Annotated in this window: 17 protein-coding genes, 3 pseudogenes and 1 riboswitch; of the genes and pseudogenes, 1 reads left to right on the top strand and 19 read right to left on the bottom strand. The window is 41.0% G+C overall.

Annotated features, from left to right (window positions below; genetic code table 11):
- Positions 1-3: 3 nt before the first annotated feature.
- From SMIDD28_RS07650 to SMIDD28_RS07735, 17 genes and pseudogenes are all read right to left on the bottom strand, one after another.
- Complete coding sequence (locus SMIDD28_RS07650; protein ID WP_001055347.1) at positions 4-300, bottom strand: 50S ribosomal protein L23; 297 nt, start codon at positions 298-300, stop codon at positions 4-6.
- On the bottom strand, positions 300-923 hold the full coding sequence (gene rplD / locus SMIDD28_RS07655) for a 50S ribosomal protein L4 (protein WP_000024549.1): 624 nt from the start codon (positions 921-923) through the stop codon (positions 300-302). Before rplD ends, SMIDD28_RS07650 begins: the two co-directional genes overlap by 1 nt.
- A 24-nt stretch (positions 924-947) precedes the next feature.
- Positions 948-1,574, bottom strand: coding sequence for a 50S ribosomal protein L3 (gene rplC, locus SMIDD28_RS07660; protein WP_000160197.1), 627 nt, complete (start codon positions 1,572-1,574; stop codon positions 948-950).
- Positions 1,575-1,655: 81 nt separating this feature from the next.
- Complete coding sequence (rpsJ, locus tag SMIDD28_RS07665; RefSeq protein WP_001284513.1) at positions 1,656-1,964, bottom strand: 30S ribosomal protein S10; 309 nt, start codon at positions 1,962-1,964, stop codon at positions 1,656-1,658.
- Positions 1,965-2,194: 230 nt separating this feature from the next.
- A pseudogene (locus SMIDD28_RS07670) lies at positions 2,195-2,835 on the bottom strand (uridine kinase family protein).
- Entirely contained in the window at positions 2,832-3,422 is a 591-nt protein-coding gene (gene nrdG / locus SMIDD28_RS07675; RefSeq protein WP_060627412.1) for an anaerobic ribonucleoside-triphosphate reductase activating protein, read from the bottom strand. The pseudogene SMIDD28_RS07670 and the gene nrdG overlap by 4 nt, the downstream one beginning before the upstream one ends.
- Positions 3,415-3,921: a GNAT family N-acetyltransferase gene (locus tag SMIDD28_RS07680; RefSeq protein WP_061425479.1), complete on the bottom strand. Its 507-nt coding sequence runs from the start codon at positions 3,919-3,921 to the stop codon at positions 3,415-3,417. Before SMIDD28_RS07680 ends, nrdG begins: the two co-directional genes overlap by 8 nt.
- A gap of 43 nt (positions 3,922-3,964) precedes the next feature.
- Positions 3,965-4,105 (bottom strand): hypothetical protein, encoded by a 141-nt coding sequence (locus SMIDD28_RS07685; RefSeq protein WP_061425480.1) that lies wholly within the window; start codon positions 4,103-4,105, stop codon positions 3,965-3,967.
- Positions 4,106-4,116: 11 nt separating this feature from the next.
- Complete coding sequence (gene nrdD / locus SMIDD28_RS07690) at positions 4,117-6,324, bottom strand: anaerobic ribonucleoside-triphosphate reductase (protein WP_061425481.1); 2,208 nt, start codon at positions 6,322-6,324, stop codon at positions 4,117-4,119.
- A gap of 119 nt (positions 6,325-6,443) precedes the next feature.
- Positions 6,444-7,982, bottom strand: coding sequence for a hypothetical protein (locus SMIDD28_RS07695; RefSeq protein WP_061425482.1), 1,539 nt, complete (start codon positions 7,980-7,982; stop codon positions 6,444-6,446).
- Positions 7,983-8,236: 254 nt separating this feature from the next.
- Positions 8,237-9,769 (bottom strand): cardiolipin synthase, encoded by a 1,533-nt coding sequence (gene cls, locus SMIDD28_RS07705; RefSeq protein WP_061425484.1) that lies wholly within the window; start codon positions 9,767-9,769, stop codon positions 8,237-8,239.
- A 139-nt stretch (positions 9,770-9,908) separates the two neighbouring features.
- Positions 9,909-10,346: pseudogene (locus tag SMIDD28_RS07710) on the bottom strand (SP_0198 family lipoprotein).
- A pseudogene (locus SMIDD28_RS07715) lies at positions 10,343-11,594 on the bottom strand (folylpolyglutamate synthase/dihydrofolate synthase family protein). The pseudogenes SMIDD28_RS07710 and SMIDD28_RS07715 overlap by 4 nt, the downstream one beginning before the upstream one ends.
- Before the next feature lie 354 nt (positions 11,595-11,948).
- Positions 11,949-12,254, bottom strand: a complete 306-nt coding sequence (locus tag SMIDD28_RS07720; RefSeq protein ID WP_000017620.1) for a DUF1292 domain-containing protein — start codon at positions 12,252-12,254, stop codon at positions 11,949-11,951.
- A 15-nt stretch (positions 12,255-12,269) separates the two neighbouring features.
- Entirely contained in the window at positions 12,270-12,689 is a 420-nt protein-coding gene (ruvX, locus tag SMIDD28_RS07725; protein ID WP_004239076.1) for a Holliday junction resolvase RuvX, read from the bottom strand.
- A gap of 3 nt (positions 12,690-12,692) precedes the next feature.
- On the bottom strand, positions 12,693-12,959 hold the full coding sequence (locus SMIDD28_RS07730) for an IreB family regulatory phosphoprotein (protein ID WP_000507059.1): 267 nt from the start codon (positions 12,957-12,959) through the stop codon (positions 12,693-12,695).
- A gap of 86 nt (positions 12,960-13,045) precedes the next feature.
- A complete protein-coding gene (locus SMIDD28_RS07735; RefSeq protein WP_061425485.1) occupies positions 13,046-13,615 on the bottom strand; it encodes an SP0191 family lipoprotein in 570 nt (189 codons plus the stop codon).
- Between the two features lie 33 nt (positions 13,616-13,648).
- Between SMIDD28_RS07735 and SMIDD28_RS12245 the strand changes: the two genes are divergently transcribed.
- Positions 13,649-13,909 carry a hypothetical protein gene (locus SMIDD28_RS12245; RefSeq protein ID WP_061425486.1) on the top strand — a complete coding sequence of 87 codons (261 nt, stop codon included), beginning with the start codon at positions 13,649-13,651 and terminating at the stop codon, positions 13,907-13,909.
- A 54-nt stretch (positions 13,910-13,963) separates the two neighbouring features.
- Here SMIDD28_RS12245 and spx read toward each other — a convergent pair whose 3' ends face one another.
- Together spx and mgtA are read right to left on the bottom strand one after the other, a co-directional pair.
- Positions 13,964-14,362 carry a transcriptional regulator Spx gene (gene spx / locus SMIDD28_RS07745; RefSeq protein WP_000591165.1) on the bottom strand — a complete coding sequence of 133 codons (399 nt, stop codon included), beginning with the start codon at positions 14,360-14,362 and terminating at the stop codon, positions 13,964-13,966.
- Positions 14,363-14,497: 135 nt separating this feature from the next.
- The gene (gene mgtA / locus SMIDD28_RS07750; RefSeq protein ID WP_061425487.1) at positions 14,498-17,158 is read right to left on the bottom strand and encodes a magnesium-translocating P-type ATPase; all 2,661 of its coding nucleotides are present in this window, start codon (positions 17,156-17,158) and stop codon (positions 14,498-14,500) included.
- A gap of 194 nt (positions 17,159-17,352) precedes the next feature.
- Positions 17,353-17,504: riboswitch (M-box (ykoK) riboswitch) on the bottom strand.
- Positions 17,505-17,545: the final 41 nt, after the last annotated feature.

A 17,545-nucleotide genomic window follows, 5' to 3' on the forward strand; every position in this document is an offset into this window, starting at 1 on the left:
AGATTATTCAGCTTCAGCAGCAAACAACTCGATTGCTTTAGAATCAGCTGTAAGTGTGATGATAGCTTTTTTAGTTTTGTTAGTAAAACCAGTGTAACGTCCAACACGTTTAGCTTTTGGTTTTACGTTGATTGTGTTAACATTAGCAACTTTAACACCTTCGAAAGCAGCTTCAACAGCTTGCTTGATCAAAAGTTTGTGTGCACGAGTGTCAACTTCAAATACATATTTTCCTGCTTCAAGTTGAGCCATTGAGCTTTCAGTGATGACAGGTTTTTTGATAACATCATACAAATTCATTATGCAAGAACCTCCTCGATTTTAGAGATAGCTGCTTGAGTAACAAGAAGTTTGTCACTATTTGCGATGTCAAGAACACTTGCAGTTGTAGCAGTCGCAACTTTCACGTTTGGAAGGTTACGAGCTGAAAGAGCTGCGAATTCGTTTCCTTCTTCAAGAATAACAAGGACTTTAGAATCGATGCTCAAAGCTGCAAGAACTTTTGCAAATTCAGCAGTTTTTGGAGCTGTAAATTCAAGAGAATCAACGGCTACAAATTTATTTTCAGCAACTTTTTCTGAGTAAACAGATTTAAGCGCAAGGCGACGAACTTTTTGAGGAAGTTTGTACGCATAGCTACGTGGAGTTGGTCCGAAGACGATTCCACCACCACGCCATTGTGGAGAGCGGATAGAACCTTGACGAGCACGTCCAGTTCCTTTTTGACGCCATGGTTTGCGTCCGCCACCTGAAACAGCTGAGCGGTTTTTAACTGCGTGAGTTCCTTGACGAAGGCTAGCACGTTGGCTGATAATCACATCAAACACAACAGATTGGTTTGGTTCGATACCAAAGATTGCATCGTTAAGAACAACTTCGCCCGCTTGTTTACCAGTTTGGTCGAATAATGTTACATTTGCCATTTTGACTGTATTCCCCTTTCCTTATTATTTACCAGCTTTAACTGCTGACTTGATAGTGATAAGAGATTTCTTAGCACCTGGTACGTTACCTTTGATAAGGATAACGTTCTTTTCTGGAACAACTTGTACAACTTCAAGGTTTTGAATTGTTACGCGGTCACCACCCATACGTCCTGCAAGGTTTTTACCTTTGAATACGCGGTTAGGTGCAACAGGTCCCATAGAACCTGGACGACGGTGGTAACGAGAACCGTGAGCCATTGGTCCACGTGATTGTCCGTGGCGTTTGATAACACCTTGGAAACCTTTACCTTTAGAAGTACCAGTTACGTCAACAACGTCTCCAGCTGCGAATGTTTCAACTGTGATTTCAGCACCAACTTCCAAGCCTTCAACGTTTTTGAATTCACGAATGAAGCGCTTAGGAGCCGTGTTAGCTTTCGCTACATGTCCTTTAGCAGGTTTGTTGCTCAATACTTCGCGTTTGTCATCGAAACCAACTTGGATAGCGTTGTATCCGTCTGTTTCAACAGTTTTAACTTGAAGAACAACGTTTGGAGTTGCTTCAATAACTGTTACAGGGATCAATTCGCCAGCTTCAGTGAAGATTTGAGTCATTCCCACTTTTTTCCCTAAGATTCCTTTTGTCATGAGAAAATAGTTCCTTTTCTATATTTTTTATTCAAAAAGTTTTTAACGAGCGTTTTTCATGCTCAAATATCAAGCTTTAGATTAAAGTTTGATTTCTACGTTTACACCACTTGGAAGATCCAATTTCATCAAAGCATCAACTGTTTTTTGAGTTGGGTTGACGATATCGATCAAACGTTTGTGTGTACGCATTTCAAATTGTTCGCGAGAGTCTTTGTATTTGTGAGTCGCACGAATGATTGTGTAGAGGCTACGTTCAGTTGGAAGTGGGATTGGACCCGCAACTTGTGCACCTGTACGAGTAGCTGATTCTACGATTTTTGCAGCCGCTGTGTCAAGCGTACGGTGTTCGTAAGCTTTCAAACGGATACGGATTTTTTTGTTTGCCATCTTTTTCTCCTTTTCGTCTATTTAAGATAATAGGCTAGCTCCACAAGAAAACCGACGCGGTGTTGCGTGGCAATGCAACCGAGCGTGTCGCAACCTCTTGCATCAAAGCTAAAGCTGTAATTTACAGCACCATAATAGAATAACACAAAGCCCCTGCGATTGCAAGGGATTTGTTGCTGTTTTTTTGTTTTTTTACAATGAAACTGTTTTCCTATTTTTTCTTTCTAAAATTAGGGATTTTCTTCTATATAAAACTGACTCCTCTTGACCTCAAATTTACCTTCTGATTGGTCCACTAGAATGTCCGCCCTTGACTCAGTTTCTTTATAGTATCGCAGATACTGCTCCCGTCTCATCGATGGCTAGCCAATATAAAGGATGCATCGCGATTTCTCACAGTCGTATCTCTAGCAAGGCGTCGCTTTAATTCGGTCTCCTCATCCGTGTAGAAACAGATGGTTTTGTCAAAGAGTTCTTTGGGTAAAAAGCCCACAGACATCCCTTCGACAATCAGAATTGGTTTTGCTCCAGACAAGACCTCACTAGCTTTCCAAGGTTCTTCAATTGTTAAGATATCCATGCCAGCCTTTAAAGCGAGAATGTCTCTTTCTAAACTTACCAGTTCATGAGCCACAGGTAAACAAGCGGTCACTTTTTGGTCTGGAGTCTCCTTTGGCACCACTAAATGACGATTTGAAGCAATGTAAGGATCGGTTTCCAATAAGTTTACCTTTGCAGAATCTAGGGTTTGGTACAATTCCTGTGCAAAGGTTGACTTACCTGAAGCCCCCTGACCGTATATTCCCAGTGTTTTGACTTTTCCAGCTTCTATCTCTGAAACCAGTTGTTTTATCAGGTCTTTTTTCTTCATTCTCTCTTCACCTGTTCATAGCTTTCTTTTCCATCATTAAGCTTATCCCAAATCACTACTTGCCCACTTTCGAGCGATTTTTGCACATCGATGATTCGTTGGTTAGACGAACCTCGAAACTGGAGCATAAGATTTCTCTTAGTTCGATCATACCTTCCATCGACGAGAATGTCAATCAGTGATAAGAGTTCCAATTTGTCTGGAGTCTCCAGCATCATTTCTTCCCAAGTATAGCCCGTCCAGGACCAGATATCTTTATCTGGCAATTCCTTCCGAATCCGCTTAACTAGCGGCAAGAGAATGCCCGTATTGAGAAAGGGCTCCCCTCCCAGTAAGGTTAACCCCTGAACATAAGGCTGGGCAAGATCTGCCATGATTTGCTCTTCTAATTCTGCTGTATAGGGAATGCCAGCATTGAAAGACCAAGTCGCAACATTATAACATCCCTCGCAGTGAAACATGCAGCCTGATACATAGAGAGAGTTGCGCACTCCTTCTCCATCTACAAAGTTAAAGGCCTTGTAGTCAATGATACGCCCTTGACTTAGCTCCTCACTTTTCCATTCTTGTGGTTTTGGATTATTCATTCGCTACCTCTATCCAATAACGCTCGACTCCATTACGAACATCCTCAATGAGACCTCCATTTGCTAGAATGACTGCTCTGCTAGCAGGATTCTTCACGCTACAGGTCACAAGAGTTCTCTTGATGTTCTTTTCCTTAGCAACTTGCAAGCCCTGACGGAGAGTTTCCTTAGCATAACCTTTGCCTCTTTCTGATGGACGAATGGAGTAGCCAATGTGGCCAGCATAATTCAGTAAACCCTCGTTCAGTCTCAATCGCAGATTCAAAAATCCTAGAGCACGACCTATATCATCAAATGATACAAATTGAATAGAAGGAACACGATTTTCAGGCAAGTTCATTCCCATCTCTTTTTGCATATTTGTTTCCAACCACTCTTCATACACAAAGTTCTCTGTATCCCAAAATCCTCCATCATGGGCTGATTGGCTCTTTTCAAACTCTGCCATCATCTCTAAAACTGTTTCTTTATCTGCTAATCTTGGTCTGCGTAATTCCATCCTTACCTCCCACTATGAGAAAAGCGAGAGCTGACTCTCACTTTTATTTCTTCTTATTCCTATTTAAAAATTGTTCTCTGAGGTTGAGCAAACGTTCTTTCTTACCAGCTCCACCTTTAGAGTGTTTCTCGTGATAACGGGTCACTTGTGCACGCCCCTTATCGTCTAATTGATATTTTCCCATCTCATTTCTTTCTAATTTGTTACTTGATGGCCAGCTATTTTAATCGTTGAACCATTCATGTGTTTGACACGCGCAGCGATTTCCTTGTGACGCCCGTTGACCATCGGTCTTGCTTGAGGATTACCTAAATAGCCACAAGTCCGTTTAACAACGTCTACTGTTTTAGGGTCGCTATTGCCACAGTTTGGACAAGCAAATCCTCTCTCAGTTGGTTCAAAATCCCCTTCAAAGTCACACTTGTAGCAACGGTCTATTGGTGTATTGGTTCCAAGATAGCCCACACGGTCATAGGCATAGTCCCAGACAGCTTCCAAGGCCTTTGGATTTTGCTGAAGGACTGGATACTCACAGTAATGGATGAAACCTCCCGACGCACCTGCTTCTGGATAGACTTTCTCAAAGTCTAATTTTTCAAACGGTGTTGGATTTTTACGAACATCGTAGTGGAAAGAATTGGTGTAGTATTCCTTGTCTGTGATATCAGGAATAGAACCAAACTTCTCTGTATCTAGTCTACAGAAACGATCTGTCAAACTTTCAGACGGTGTTGAGTAGATAGAGAAATGATAGCCATATTGGTCAGACCACTCTTCTACCCGGCGTTTCATATCTCGAATAATGTCTAGCGTGAATTCCTTGGCTTCTGGATTGTGTTCCCAGCTATTTCCAAAGAAGACTGTCGCTACCTCGTACAAACCGATGTAACCCAGCGAAACGGTTGCGCGACGATTCTTAAAGAGCTGGTCAACACTTTCTTCTTTACCTAGACGATGGCCAAAAGCACCGTATTGATAAAGGATAGGAGCATTGGCTGGCGTCGCCTCTTTCGTGCGTTCGACACGGTAAACAAGAGCATCTTCTGCGATATTCATACGCTCGTTGAAGATTTCCCAGAACTTATTCATGTCGCCCTCAGACTCGAGGGCAATGCGAGGAAGGTTGACCGTCACAACACCTAGATTCATCCGACCTGAATTGACTTCTACACCATTCTCATCCTTCCATCCTTGAAGGAACGAACGGCAGCCCATAGGTACCTTGAAAGAACCAGTCAAGTCAACAATCTTATCATAGGACAAGACATCTGGGTACATCCGTTTGGTTGCGCACTCTAGAGCCAACTGCTTAATGTCGTAGTTGGGAGTTCCTTCCTCTAAGTTGAGGCCTCTTTTAAGCGTAAAGATGAGTTTAGGGAAGATAGCTGTGCGGTGTTCTGAACCGAGCCCATTGATCCGAATGGTCAAGATAGCTTTTTGAATTTCTCGCTCAAAACGACTTGTCCCTAGACCAAAACCTAGCGAGGTAAAAGGTGTTTGTCCATTTGAAGTGAAGAGGGTGTTGATTTCATACTCGAGAGATTGCATGGCATCATAGATGTCCTTTTGCGTTTTCTTCCAGGCATAATCTTCTCGTTTTTCAGGCAAAACCCATTCTTCTGCATCTTTGAGGTGTTTTTGGTAGTTCTTCTCTGCATAAGGCGCCAAAACTTCATCGATACGGTCAGCTGAACAGCCCCCATACTGGCTAGAAGCAACGTTGGCGATGATTTGCGAAATCTGAGCCGTTGCAGTCTGGATAGACTTGGGACTTTCTACCTCTGCATTCCCAATCTTAAAACCATTTTCCAACATACCTTTAAAATCAATCAAACAGCAGTTGGTCATAGGTGTATAGGGGCTGTAGTCCAAATCGTGATAGTGGATATCCCCCTTTTGGTGGGCATTGGCTACGTGCTTAGGAAGCATTTGCAGTCCAATTGACTTTCCAACAATCCCTGCTGTCAAATCACGCTGAGTGTTAAAGACATCACTGTCTTTATTGGCATTTTCATTGACAACTGCCTGATCTTTATTTAGAAGCTTATGGATACTAAAGTTAATATCTGTCGCTTTTGAGCGCTCAAAATCTCTCTGTGTCCGATAAGTAATATACTCCTCAGCCAGCGCATATTCTTTGGCTTCAAGGAGTTCATGTTCTACGATATTTTGAATTTCATAAATCTTAACTCCCTGCGGAAAACGACTATGAATTTCTGTGACAATTCGCTCGGTCAGAGCATTGAGGCGTTTTTCGACCAAGGGTGTCACATCCATAACCTTGTCTGCCGCCTTGTGGAGAGCCTTGTCAATCTTGTCCACATCAAATACAACACGTCTCCCATCTCGTTTCTCGACGAAGAGAGTTGGCAAAATTGTAATTTTTTCTTCTAGTGCAATCATATGCATTCTCTTTTCTAAAATGTTCTTTCTAAAAAGTATTATACCACTCTAAAAAGAAAAATCAATATCTTGTGGTAAAAATCCTAAAAATTTTAAAAATACACAAGATATTGATTTAGTTATTTAATTTTATAGACTTTAAACTCTGAGTAATCCGTCTTTACTGGTTGGTAATTTTCTTTCAAAATTGTTTCCACTTCAGACCAGACTGGCACCTTATCATTCACCACAATCACCTTGGGTTGATTTTCTTTTAAGTCATTGAGTAGCTTATTCCGATTTTCCTCAGTTGCTGTATAGTGCAACGGGGATAAAATCGCCGATGGCGATAAGCGATCACTCTTACGATAAAGAGTTGCAGTATCATCCCATGCATAGATAGCATCTTCCGTACTTGTCTCCTCTTTCACCAAATCAGCAAGACGATCACGTTCTTGATAAGATACTGGATAAAGGACAAACCTCATCAAAAAAGGAACAGCCAAAAGATATAACAAAGTTAAAATCGGTAGGTAAAGATTTCCTTTAGTATAGCGATGCCAGAGACTAACAGGCTCTTCTCTGCGTCTTCTTCTAACGCTACGACCACTCTGTTGCCCCTTGATATTGGATACTAAAAGCAGAAGAAAGACAGGGAAAATGAGCATCAAACGGGATGCATGTAGAGGATCCTGTGTAAAGAAAATCACTACCAAACCTAAAATCAGGAATAGACTCGCAGGCACTGAGATGACATATAGTTTAGAGGATTTAGATTGAAAGAGACCTAAAAAGATAAAAACCACAAATCCCAAACCAAGGGACAACAAGCCATAAAAAGCCATATTCTCTAAAATTTTAGAAGTGAAATCAAAGCGAATACTGTCAATAGGATAACGAATACCACTAATGGCATCCCCAAAACTTCCTGTTGCAACACTATAGTAGGCAGTTGGATAAAAGACAAGTGAAAAACCTAAAGCCACTGCAAGAAACTGATAAAACCCATGCGCAAAGCGTCTATGCCCAAGGTTAAAGACCAACAAGCCTAAACTCACTACAGCAATAAACAGGAACGATGACAAGGGAGCAAAGAAAAATCCGCCTGCCAAAGCCAGCCCAATCCGTACAAATCCCTTGTCATGGCTTGGATTGCTTAGGTAAGCCGCAACTAAACTAAAGGCCGCGAATAAGAAGGGAAGCGCTAAAAGAGTCGCATAACCTCCACCAAAAGCAAGACCTGTAACTAGCATGTAAAAAATAGTCACCAGTTGTCCAGCCTGGTCTCCTTGCTCTGTCAAGGTGTCTGCCGATTGAAAGAGGAAAAATCCTCCTGCTACCAAGGCTAACCACTCAAAAATGGCAAAGAAGAATCCGCCCTGGGTCACATAAGTCAGCAAATAATAAAGCAAACCTTGACTTCCATAATAGTCGCTGTAAATTTTCCCTGTCTGATGAAGCGCCCAACCTGTATAAAAATCCTGCACTTCTTGTGCACTCATTAAATCGAGTAATAGCGGTACTCCTAGAGTTATCCCCGTTACAAGCGTACTCCATAGTAAAATTTTTACCAAAGGAAGACGACTTGATTCACGATGATGCGATTCTTGTTTGATTTGGTATTCTAGAGGTTCACGATTCTCCTGATGAACTTCTTCTACTCTACCATACACACTCATATCGTTTCTCCTATTTAATTTATCTGTCTTAGTATATCAAAAAGTCCTAGGATTGTCAGCTTGCGATGGCTGTTTGAGTGATTTTTTGCATAGTTTCACAAAGGTTTCAATTTCCCGAAATCGGTGTAAATGCGTCTGTTTAAATATCATGATATAGTTCAATTCTTTCTTGGTCAGCATCTTTCCTCCTACATCTTCTTATTCGTAAAAGACAAGAAAAATAGGACTGGTTTGTGTCCTCAGTCCTAGATTTCTTATAAGATAGGGGCGAATAACTGGGCAATTTCTTTTACAAGCTTTTGATACCAGCTCGTTTTGATAGAATGAGGATAGACTTCCTGAGAATCTGCAAATATATTTTGAAAATCTCGGGCTATTTCCATTATAGAAGGAGTTTTATAGAGTAAGACTGCATTTTCATAATGGTGTACCAAGCTTCGGTAGTCGAGATTGATTGTCCCCACCACCGCAAAATCTTCGTCTACCAACATCTGCTTACTATGAATAAAACCTGGACTATACTCATAAATCCGAACCCCAGCAGAAAGAAGGTCTGGATAAGCTCCTCTTGTGACTAACTGAATGAACTTCTTATCTGGTATGTAAGGGGTGACAATCCGAACATCGACCCCTCTCATAGCTGCATTTTTGATTGTCTCCGTTAAATCATAGTCTATGATCAAATAAGGTGTCGTAATATAGACCGATTCCGTTGCTTGATTGATCAAACTCTGATAAACCTTTTTCCCTACCTGCGTTCGAAAAATTGGCTTGGGTCCACTTCCGTATGGAATGGTTAAACCGTCACTTGGGATAGAATGATTTTCTAAATGATATTGATCAAAATCACTAATCTCTCCTCGATTGATGTACCAAGTGGTTAAAAACAAGCGTGTCAGGGCTTTTACTGCTAGTCCGTCTAAGCGAATTCCACTATCCTTCCAATAACCAAATCTCTCGACACGGTTAATGTACTCATCAGCTAAGTTAATGCCTCCTGTATAAGCTATCTGACCATCAACAATCAATATTTTTCTATGATCTCTGTTATTATAGGCCACTGTCAAACGAGGAATAACTTTATTGAATTTGTGGGCCTCGATGCCTAGCTGACGAAGTCGATGTGCATAATCTCCTGTTAAAGTAGCCATACAGCCAATATCGTCATAGAGCAGTTTAACTTCAATGCCTTGAGCAACTTTTTCCTCCAAGATTTCTAAAATACGATTCCACATCAAACCTTCTTCTATAATATAATATTCCAAGAAGATAAATTTCTCAGCCTTTTTAAGATCTTCTACCATCTTTTTCCACATAGCCTCTCCGTTAGGAAAAAATGTAGAGGCAGTTTGATCATAGACATCGGCATTGGTATCCATACTCAACAAGGACTTGATGACGCCATAAGCTGCCTTGTCACTTTCTTTTAATTCCTCTTTTAGTAGCTGGCTATTTGCTTCTTGGAAATGCATGGAGCCTAGCTTTTTCAGTTGTTTGATTTCTTTTTTGGACAATCGCCTTTCCCCGAACATCAGATAGAGCAGGGGGCCAAATACTGGTACAAAGGCTACTAATAACCAGGTTACCTTATTCTCAGGAGTCGTATTACGGTTGACTATCGAAATGATTGTGATGATACTCAGTAGAATGAGGACAGTAATCCATAAAATGGGAGCCATGCGTCCTAAATAAAGAAAGAGACCAAAAACCAGACAAAGTTCAAGCAGCATAATCGAAAGACTAAAGCCATACTTGGACATCAATAATTGAAATTTTCTATATTTCATATCCCCTCCTTGATATTTTGAATGCTAAAAACAGGTAATTAAAACTAGTATAACTCAGGTATTCGGTAGAAGGCAAGTATTTATAATCATTTTTCTGAGCAAAAGCAAAAGAGACTGACAAAACCAGTCTCCTTCTAGTCTATTTTGATAAAACGATGCGATCAGACGCTTCTCTATCCATATCGTCGATAATCATCCGATTGCCATTGATTGCATAATTTTTGACATCATCACCAATAATCATGCGTTGATTTGCTGCATCAAATGTAACCTGTTTGACTTTCTGATCCCCATCAGTTTCTACCTGTGTCCATGTACCAGTTGTACCAGTCACTACCAAAGTGATACGGTCTCCTTCATCCTGACCAGTATAAGTTCCATCAATATCGGTCGGTTGAGCCTCGGGCGCATTTTGTGAAGAACTTGTTGCTACCTAGTTTGTATTTTCTGTAGACGATGAAGCAGCAGGTTGTGATTGCTGAGTTTGTTGTGTTTGCGCTTGAGCTGCTGGTTGTTGAATCTGTTGAGCTCTTTGTGAACAAGCTACTAAGAGACTAAGACTTGCTAAAGAGGTCAATTTATCTGCTCATACCCCAGTATGTGGCTCCGTACTTCTGAGATAAAATAGAGAGACCCTGTAATGAATAACAAGTCCTTGGTATCGGCTCTTTCTTCAAAACTGCTGATAAATTCTCGGTAAGAGGGAATTACATCGTAACCTGTTACATCTGTTTCAGCCAAAGAACCTTGATAGTCAAAGCCTGTCACCTTGAGTTCCACCTGAGGCAAATTCTCAGTCAGGTAACCCAACATCCCTTGATAATCCTTCCGTTTTAAGGCTCCAAATAGGATTTGAGGACGATAACCTTCCTGCTCTTTTTCTTTGATAAACTCCACCAGGCGAGTCAAGGCAGGGAGGTTATGAGCACCGTCCAAGTAAATCTGAGGACGAATACGCTCCAAACGGCCAGCCCAATGGGTCTTCTCCAATGCCTGTTTTACAGCTTGCTCATCAACAGCTTCCTTTCCTTCCCTCATAAAGAGAAGAAAAGTTTGCAACGCCAAGGCCGCATTTTCCTGCTGATAAGCTCCTTCCAAGCCTATTTTCAGCTGCGAAATATTTAGTAAAGAACTTGAAAAATCACCACCCTGCATTGAAAAATCCTTACCTGCCTGATAAAGGTCAACAGCTAAAGAGTCTGCTTTTTTCTGACAGACAAGTCTAGCTTCTGGAGGCAATTTCGCAATCACTGCCTTTTTACCAGCCTTGAAAATACCAGCTTTCTGCTCTGCAATTGCCTCTAGACTATCACCCAAGGTCTCCTGATGATCAAGCCCGATGGAGGTGATGACAACAAGCTCTCCAGTTACCACATTGGTCGTGTCAAGTAAGCCGCCAATTCCCACTTCTAATAAAACCAAATCCACCTCTTGCTCCCTAAAGTAGAGAAAAGCAATCAAGGTCAGCAATTCAAAAAAGGACAACTGGTCATAGGTTTGCAGAAGCATTTTTTTCCATCTCCTTGACCCGATCAGCTAAACGGATAAAGTCTGCGTCTGCTATAGATTGTCCATTAATGCAGATTCGATCATTGATAGAGATGATATGAGGGGAGGTAAAGGTCGCAACTTTTTTGCCATGTCCCATAAATAATTCCCTCATAAAAGCAATGGTAGAACCTTTCCCATTAGTCCCTGTTACGTGGATAATAGGGTAAGACTTCTCAGGATTTCCTAACAAATCCACCGCTTCTTGCATTCTGTCCAAACCTGACCTAAAATTCAAACCAATCCGACTATGGAGCCATTCTTCTACTTCAAACATACACATCTCCTTAATTACAGGTTCAATCAACTGCCTCAATAAAGTCTCATAACTAACAAAAACGAGGCCAGGATTTTCGTCCCGACCTCTTACCTGGTTAGCTAATAACTAGCTACTATGAAGTTAACGTGGGCTAAAAACATCCACTGGATGTGCCTGCGTTTCTATTTTCTAGCGCAGGGCTAAACACGTCCACAGGACGTTCCAACTCTTCCAATTTCTAGGAGTTGGGGTAAAAATATCCCCGGACTTACCAGTTCTCTCTTATTTAAAGGAACTGGAGTAAAAATGTTCACTGGATGTGCCTGCGTTTCTATTTTCTAGCGCAGGGCTAAACACGTCCACTGGACGTGTTTACTCCTCCATAAAACTATTGAAGACTTCTTCAATCATGTTCCATTCGTCTTCTGAGTCTTCTGGGATTGGTTGCAATTCGCCTTCTGTTCCATCTTCGTTTTCGATGAATGAGTAAGCTTGGATTTCAACTTGTCCGTCTTCGTCTTCTTCTGCGTTAACTGGTACTAGAAGAACATAGTTTTTACCAAATTCTTCTTTTCCGTCAATGGTCAAAAGGATTTCAAACAAGGTTTCATTTCCTTGCTCATCTACTAGTGTGATTAGTTCACGTTCTTCGTGGTCGTGGTTATGATCGTGTGACATAGCCTCTCCTTTATATTAAAATTTTCTATCTAAATAATTTTGTAAAATCAGCTGAGCTGCTAACTTATCAATGACTTTCTTGCGCTTATTGCGACTGATATCTGCTTGTTCAATCAACATGCGCTCAGCAGCCACTGTTGTCAAGCGTTCATCTTGATAGTCTACTGGTAAACCAAAAAGTTCTTCTAGCTTCGCTCCGTATGCTTGACTAGCTTCCACGCGCGGTCCGCTTGTATTGTTCATGTTTTTAGGCAAGCCCACTACAAATCGTTCCACCTTGTAAGTATCAACCAACTCTTTAACGCGATCAAAACCAAATTGGCCTTGTTCCTCATTGATTTGGATGATTTCAAGCCCTTGAGCTGTAAAACCGAGCGGATCGCTAATGGCCACCCCTACCGTTTTTGAACCGACGTCCAATCCCATAATTCTCATAGATTACAGATCGACTCCTTGTCCTTTAAGGTAGTAGCGGACCAATTCCTCAACGATTTCATCACGCTCATACTTACGGATTTGATTTCGTGCATTATTATAACGAGGAACGTAGGCAGGGTCTCCACTCAATACGTAGCCTACGATTTGGTTAATTGGGTTGTAGCCCTTATCGTTCAACGAAGCATAGACATCAGTCAAAGTTTCGCTAATTTCTTTTTTATTGGAATCGTCCAATTTAAAACGTACTGTTTCTTCAGTAAATCCCATTCTAACACCCTCTTTCCTTAGAATAGTACCATTATAGCATAATTCCTTACCTTCTACAATTCAGGCAGTCTATTTATTTGGATTTTCTATTGTTCTGTCGCGCCATTTGCCAATCTGTCTGAAATATATTTGCTTGGTTCATTCTTCAAGAGATTTTCCAAGCCAATATTCTTCAAATATTCCAACTGAGAAGCCTTTTTGACATCCAAAACTTGAAAATCAAAACTAGTTGTTGTTTGAAGTTCTGTTGCACTCAATAGTTTAGTTTCAAGCTTAAATCCTGCTAATTTACGAGCTTCTACGATGGATTCGTCTTTCTCTTCCGCCTCGAGAAGAGCTTTTTGGGTTTCTTCCACTCCATGTTGGTCAATATAAGTCTTCAACTCATCTGAGACTGGACGCTTTTGTTGAATGGTTAGGTTCAAAAAAGTCTTGTCTTTATAAGTAATGGTTTGGGTTTGCTGGCTACCATCATCTGACTTGGGCAAGACCAAAGTCTTGGTTACAACTGTATTCTTCTCAGCATTTTCAATAACTGGCAATGCCGACTGAAGCGTATCCTTTTCTGTTTTTGTAGCTGGTCCAGTTTCTTTTTTCTGTCCGCAACCAACCAGGACAAAAAGGAAAGCTAGACTAATCAGACCAATTTTTTTCATTTCTTTCTTCTTTCTTTTTGAAATTAATACTCAATGAAAATCAAAGAGCAAACTAGGAAACTAGCCGCAGGCTGCTCAAAGCACAGCTTTGAGGTTGCAGATAAAACTGACGAAGTCAGCTCAAAACACTGTTTTGATGTTGTGGATAGAACTGACGAAGTCAGCTCAAAACACTGTTTTGAGGTTGTGGATAGAACTGACGAAGTCAGCTCAAAACACTGTTTTGAGGTTGCAGATAGAACTGACGAAGTCAGTAACATATACATACGGCAAAGCGACGTTGACGCGGTTTAAAGAGATTTTTGAAGAGTATAAAATAAGACTGGGAATTGCTCCCAGCCTTGATGTTTATAGAGCTGCACGCAAACGTGCTTCTGCATTTTCTACATTACGGACAGAGCGTGGTAGGAAAGCACGAATATCGTCTTCCTTGTAGCCAACTTGCAGGCGTTTTTCATCTACAAGGATTGGGCTCTTTAAAATTCTCGGTGTTTCCATAATCAGATTGAGGACTTCATTTACACTCAAATCTTCAATATCCACTCCAAGGGCTTTGGCATAGCGATTTTTAGATGAAACGATGCTGGCTATTCCGTTATCTGTTTTGGTTAGAATATCCAGTAATTCTTCTCTCGTAATTCCTTCTTTACCAAGGTTTTGTTCTTTATAACTTAACTGGTGGGCATTGAGCCAGGTTTTTGCTTTTTTACAACTAGTACAACTTGAGACTGTATAAATTTTAATCATGTACCTACCCCTTTCGCTACATGTTACTATCAGTTTAGTCTATTATACCATAAAAAACATCCGACTTGCGACCTATTTTTAAATTTTTTTGACTTTTTTCGTCATTTTCGTACTTTTTTCTTGACAAAATGAAATTTACAGCCATTCTTGATATTTCTTGATATAAATTTTTTTCACAATTGTCACACTAATCATATACAAAATAATGATGAAAAGTAAAAAGATGAAATAAATCGGTTTTAAAGGAGTTAGATGAAGTAGGATTGCGAGTGGACTGTAGGGAAGGAAGGTCACAAAGGCTGCAGCCAATAAGGTTGTCACAAGGACTAGCCAAGCCGGACGACTTTGTAAAAAGGGAATTTTGGCTGAGCGCAGCATATGGATAACCATGGTCTGTGACCACATGGACTCGATAAACCAACCTGTCTGAAACAAGACAATAAATCCTACGGCAGACTCCGCTCCATGGACATAGGCTTGACCTGTCGTCATGGGTACAATGATAAAATAGAGCAAAATAAAGGTCAAAATATCAAAGGCAGAAGAGATAGGCCCCATCCAAACCATGAAACGTGTGATGGACTTAGCTTCCCAGGTATGCGGATTTCTCAAAAAATCTTTATCCACCTTGTCAAAAGGCAAGGCAATACAAGACAAATCATAGACTAGATTTAAGATAATCAAATGGACTGGTGCCATTGGTAAAAATGGCAAAAAGATTCCAGAGACCAATAGGGATAAGATATTTCCAAAATTAGAACTCACTGTCATTTTGATATATTTAGTCATATTGGCATAGACCTTACGCCCTTCAACAAGTCCTTTTTCCAGCACCATGAGATCCTTATCAAGTAGGATAACATCAGCTGTTTCTTTGGCAATATCTACTGCTGTATCAACAGAAATTCCCACATCTGCGACTTTCATAGAAGGAGCATCATTGATCCCATCTCCCATATAGCCGACAGCATGACCATTAGCCTTAAATTGCAAAATAATCCTTGCTTTTTGGTCAGGAGAAAGTTTGGCGAAGACGGTTACCTCCTCCACGGCTTGAGCCAATTCTTGATCACTCATCTGATCAATTTCAGATCCTAACAACATCTGATTGATATCCAAACCAACCTTTTCACAGACTGCTTGGGTAACTTTTTCGTTGTCTCCCGTCAAAATCTTTGTTTGAACCCCATGCTCTAACAGAGCCTTAATTGCTGGTGCTGCAGATGGTTTAGGAGGATCTAGGAAGGCTAAATAACCCGTTAGAATCATATCCCCTTCGTCATCAACTGTATAGGCATGACCTTCCCTCAAACCTGACTTATAAGCCACTCCCAAGACACGCAAACCTTGTTGATTTAGTTGTCGGACTTCTGCTAAAATTTCTTCTCTAATAGCATCTGTCAAGGGAGTAATCACTCCTTGGTATTCCGCATGACTGGAAATCGTCAACATTTCCTCAAGGGCTCCCTTAGTTACCAAACTAACCACTTCGTGTTCATCCTTAACAATAACACTCATCCGTCTACGTTCAAAATCAAAAGGAAGCTCATCTATTTTTTGAAAAGTTTGAGCCAGATTTTGCAAGAGGGCGTGTTCTTTTGCTTCCTTTTCAGTCCGTTTGATGATAGCTCTGTCCATCAAATTTTTCAAGCCCGTTTGAAAATAAGAATTGAGATAAGCTCGTCTCAAGACGGTCAAATCCAAGCGTCCGTGGATGTCCAAGGGATATTCAAGGACAATTTCGTCTTGGGTTAGAGTTCCTGTCTTATCTGTACACAAAATATCAATCGCCCCTAAGTCCTGTATGGCATTGAGTTTCTTGATAACCACTTTTTCCTTGGCCATAATGATGGAGCCTTTTGCTAGACTGGCCGTGATAATCATAGGAAGCATCTCAGGTGTCAATCCAACACCAACACTCAAAGCAAATACGCCAGCTTCTAACCAGTCGCCATCTGTTAAACCATTGGACAAGAAAACGATGGGCACCATGACCAGCATCAAACGAATCAAGAGCCACGAAATACTATTCATCTCCCGTTCAAACGAAGTAGGCTCATCATAGGTGTTCAAAGTCTGCTCAATGGCCCCCATCATGGTATCATCACCAACTGCTAAAACCACGGCCTTGGCACTACCAGACAAGACATTGGTTCCCATAAAGGCGAGCGCTTCTGCTTCTAGCAGACTATCAGATTGTTGAACTGTTGCCTTGGTCAAGGCCAATTTTTCAACCGATTCACTTTCACCTGTCAAGCCCGACTGTTGTACAAAGAAATCGCGCGACTCAAATAAAAGAAGATCTGCTGGAATCATGTCTCCAGCGCTTAATTTAACCACGTCACCCACTACCAAATCATCGATAGGTACTTCTTGAATTTCTCCTTGACGAATGACAGTCGCTGTGTTGACAATCATTTTTGATAGATTGGTCGCAGCCTTATCACTACGGAGTTCTTGGACAAAGCGTATGCCACCAGAAATGAGGACTAGGACAACGATGATAATAGAAGTCGTCGGATCTTCTTGACCTGGTTTTGCCAACCAGACATTGGTCACCAAGGAAATCACGGCGATAACCAGCAAGATGATTGTAAAAGGATTGATAATGGATTCGTAAATCTTTTTGAGGATACTGTCTTCTTGACCCTTTGTGATGGTATTTTCGCCATAGAGGTCACGATTTTTTTCGACCTGCTCCTCTGTCAAACCGTTTAAACTGGTATGATAAAAAGTTAGACTCTCGTCTAAAGGGATTTGAATAGCTGTTGCTAATCTTTCTTTTGTAGTTTTCATTGGTTTCTCCTATCTGTATAAATGATGTGTTTCATACACAGAGACCAATCACTTTATAAGGGCAGAACGACACAAATCAGCGATTGGCTGTGTATGTGCGGTTCCGGATGGTCGTCAATTTGCATCGTCTGTCTCCTTTCTTTGATTTAAACAGTAGAAAATCCCACCATAAAATGGCAGGATTAAAAAACTAATTATCTGTTTTTTCGTTCAAGCTTTAACTCCACAGGGCAATGAAATGAGCTTAGTCTTGGCCTTCGCGACCAGGACTGTTGACCAACGAGTAGTGTCTCCACTGCTTTGCGGTAGTCATCCGTATCCCTATGGTAGCCTCACCTACCGTTTTCGTCTTTCAGTATAAACCTTTAAAATTTAAAAGTCAATCAT

It is taken from the genome of Streptococcus mitis, assembly GCF_001579045.1.
GTDB classification, from domain to species: Bacteria; Bacillota; Bacilli; order Lactobacillales; family Streptococcaceae; genus Streptococcus; species Streptococcus mitis_D.

Coding starts and splice junctions, on each gene's coding strand:
- SMIDD28_RS07650 (WP_001055347.1), bottom strand. CDS start 300: ATGAATTTGTATGATGTTATCAAAAAACCTGTCATCACTGAAAGCTCA.
- rplD (WP_000024549.1), bottom strand. CDS start 923: ATGGCAAATGTAACATTATTCGACCAAACTGGTAAACAAGCGGGCGAA.
- rplC (WP_000160197.1), bottom strand. CDS start 1,574: ATGACAAAAGGAATCTTAGGGAAAAAAGTGGGAATGACTCAAATCTTC.
- rpsJ (WP_001284513.1), bottom strand. CDS start 1,964: ATGGCAAACAAAAAAATCCGTATCCGTTTGAAAGCTTACGAACACCGT.
- nrdG (WP_060627412.1), bottom strand. CDS start 3,422: ATGAATAATCCAAAACCACAAGAATGGAAAAGTGAGGAGCTAAGTCAA.
- SMIDD28_RS07680 (WP_061425479.1), bottom strand. CDS start 3,921: ATGGAATTACGCAGACCAAGATTAGCAGATAAAGAAACAGTTTTAGAG.
- SMIDD28_RS07685 (WP_061425480.1), bottom strand. CDS start 4,105: ATGGGAAAATATCAATTAGACGATAAGGGGCGTGCACAAGTGACCCGT.
- nrdD (WP_061425481.1), bottom strand. CDS start 6,324: ATGATTGCACTAGAAGAAAAAATTACAATTTTGCCAACTCTCTTCGTC.
- SMIDD28_RS07695 (WP_061425482.1), bottom strand. CDS start 7,982: ATGAGTGTGTATGGTAGAGTAGAAGAAGTTCATCAGGAGAATCGTGAA.
- cls (WP_061425484.1), bottom strand. CDS start 9,769: ATGAAATATAGAAAATTTCAATTATTGATGTCCAAGTATGGCTTTAGT.
- SMIDD28_RS07720 (WP_000017620.1), bottom strand. CDS start 12,254: ATGTCACACGATCATAACCACGACCACGAAGAACGTGAACTAATCACA.
- ruvX (WP_004239076.1), bottom strand. CDS start 12,689: ATGAGAATTATGGGATTGGACGTCGGTTCAAAAACGGTAGGGGTGGCC.
- SMIDD28_RS07730 (WP_000507059.1), bottom strand. CDS start 12,959: ATGGGATTTACTGAAGAAACAGTACGTTTTAAATTGGACGATTCCAAT.
- SMIDD28_RS07735 (WP_061425485.1), bottom strand. CDS start 13,615: ATGAAAAAAATTGGTCTGATTAGTCTAGCTTTCCTTTTTGTCCTGGTT.
- SMIDD28_RS12245 (WP_061425486.1), top strand. CDS start 13,649: ATGAAAATCAAAGAGCAAACTAGGAAACTAGCCGCAGGCTGCTCAAAG.
- spx (WP_000591165.1), bottom strand. CDS start 14,362: ATGATTAAAATTTATACAGTCTCAAGTTGTACTAGTTGTAAAAAAGCA.
- mgtA (WP_061425487.1), bottom strand. CDS start 17,158: ATGAAAACTACAAAAGAAAGATTAGCAACAGCTATTCAAATCCCTTTA.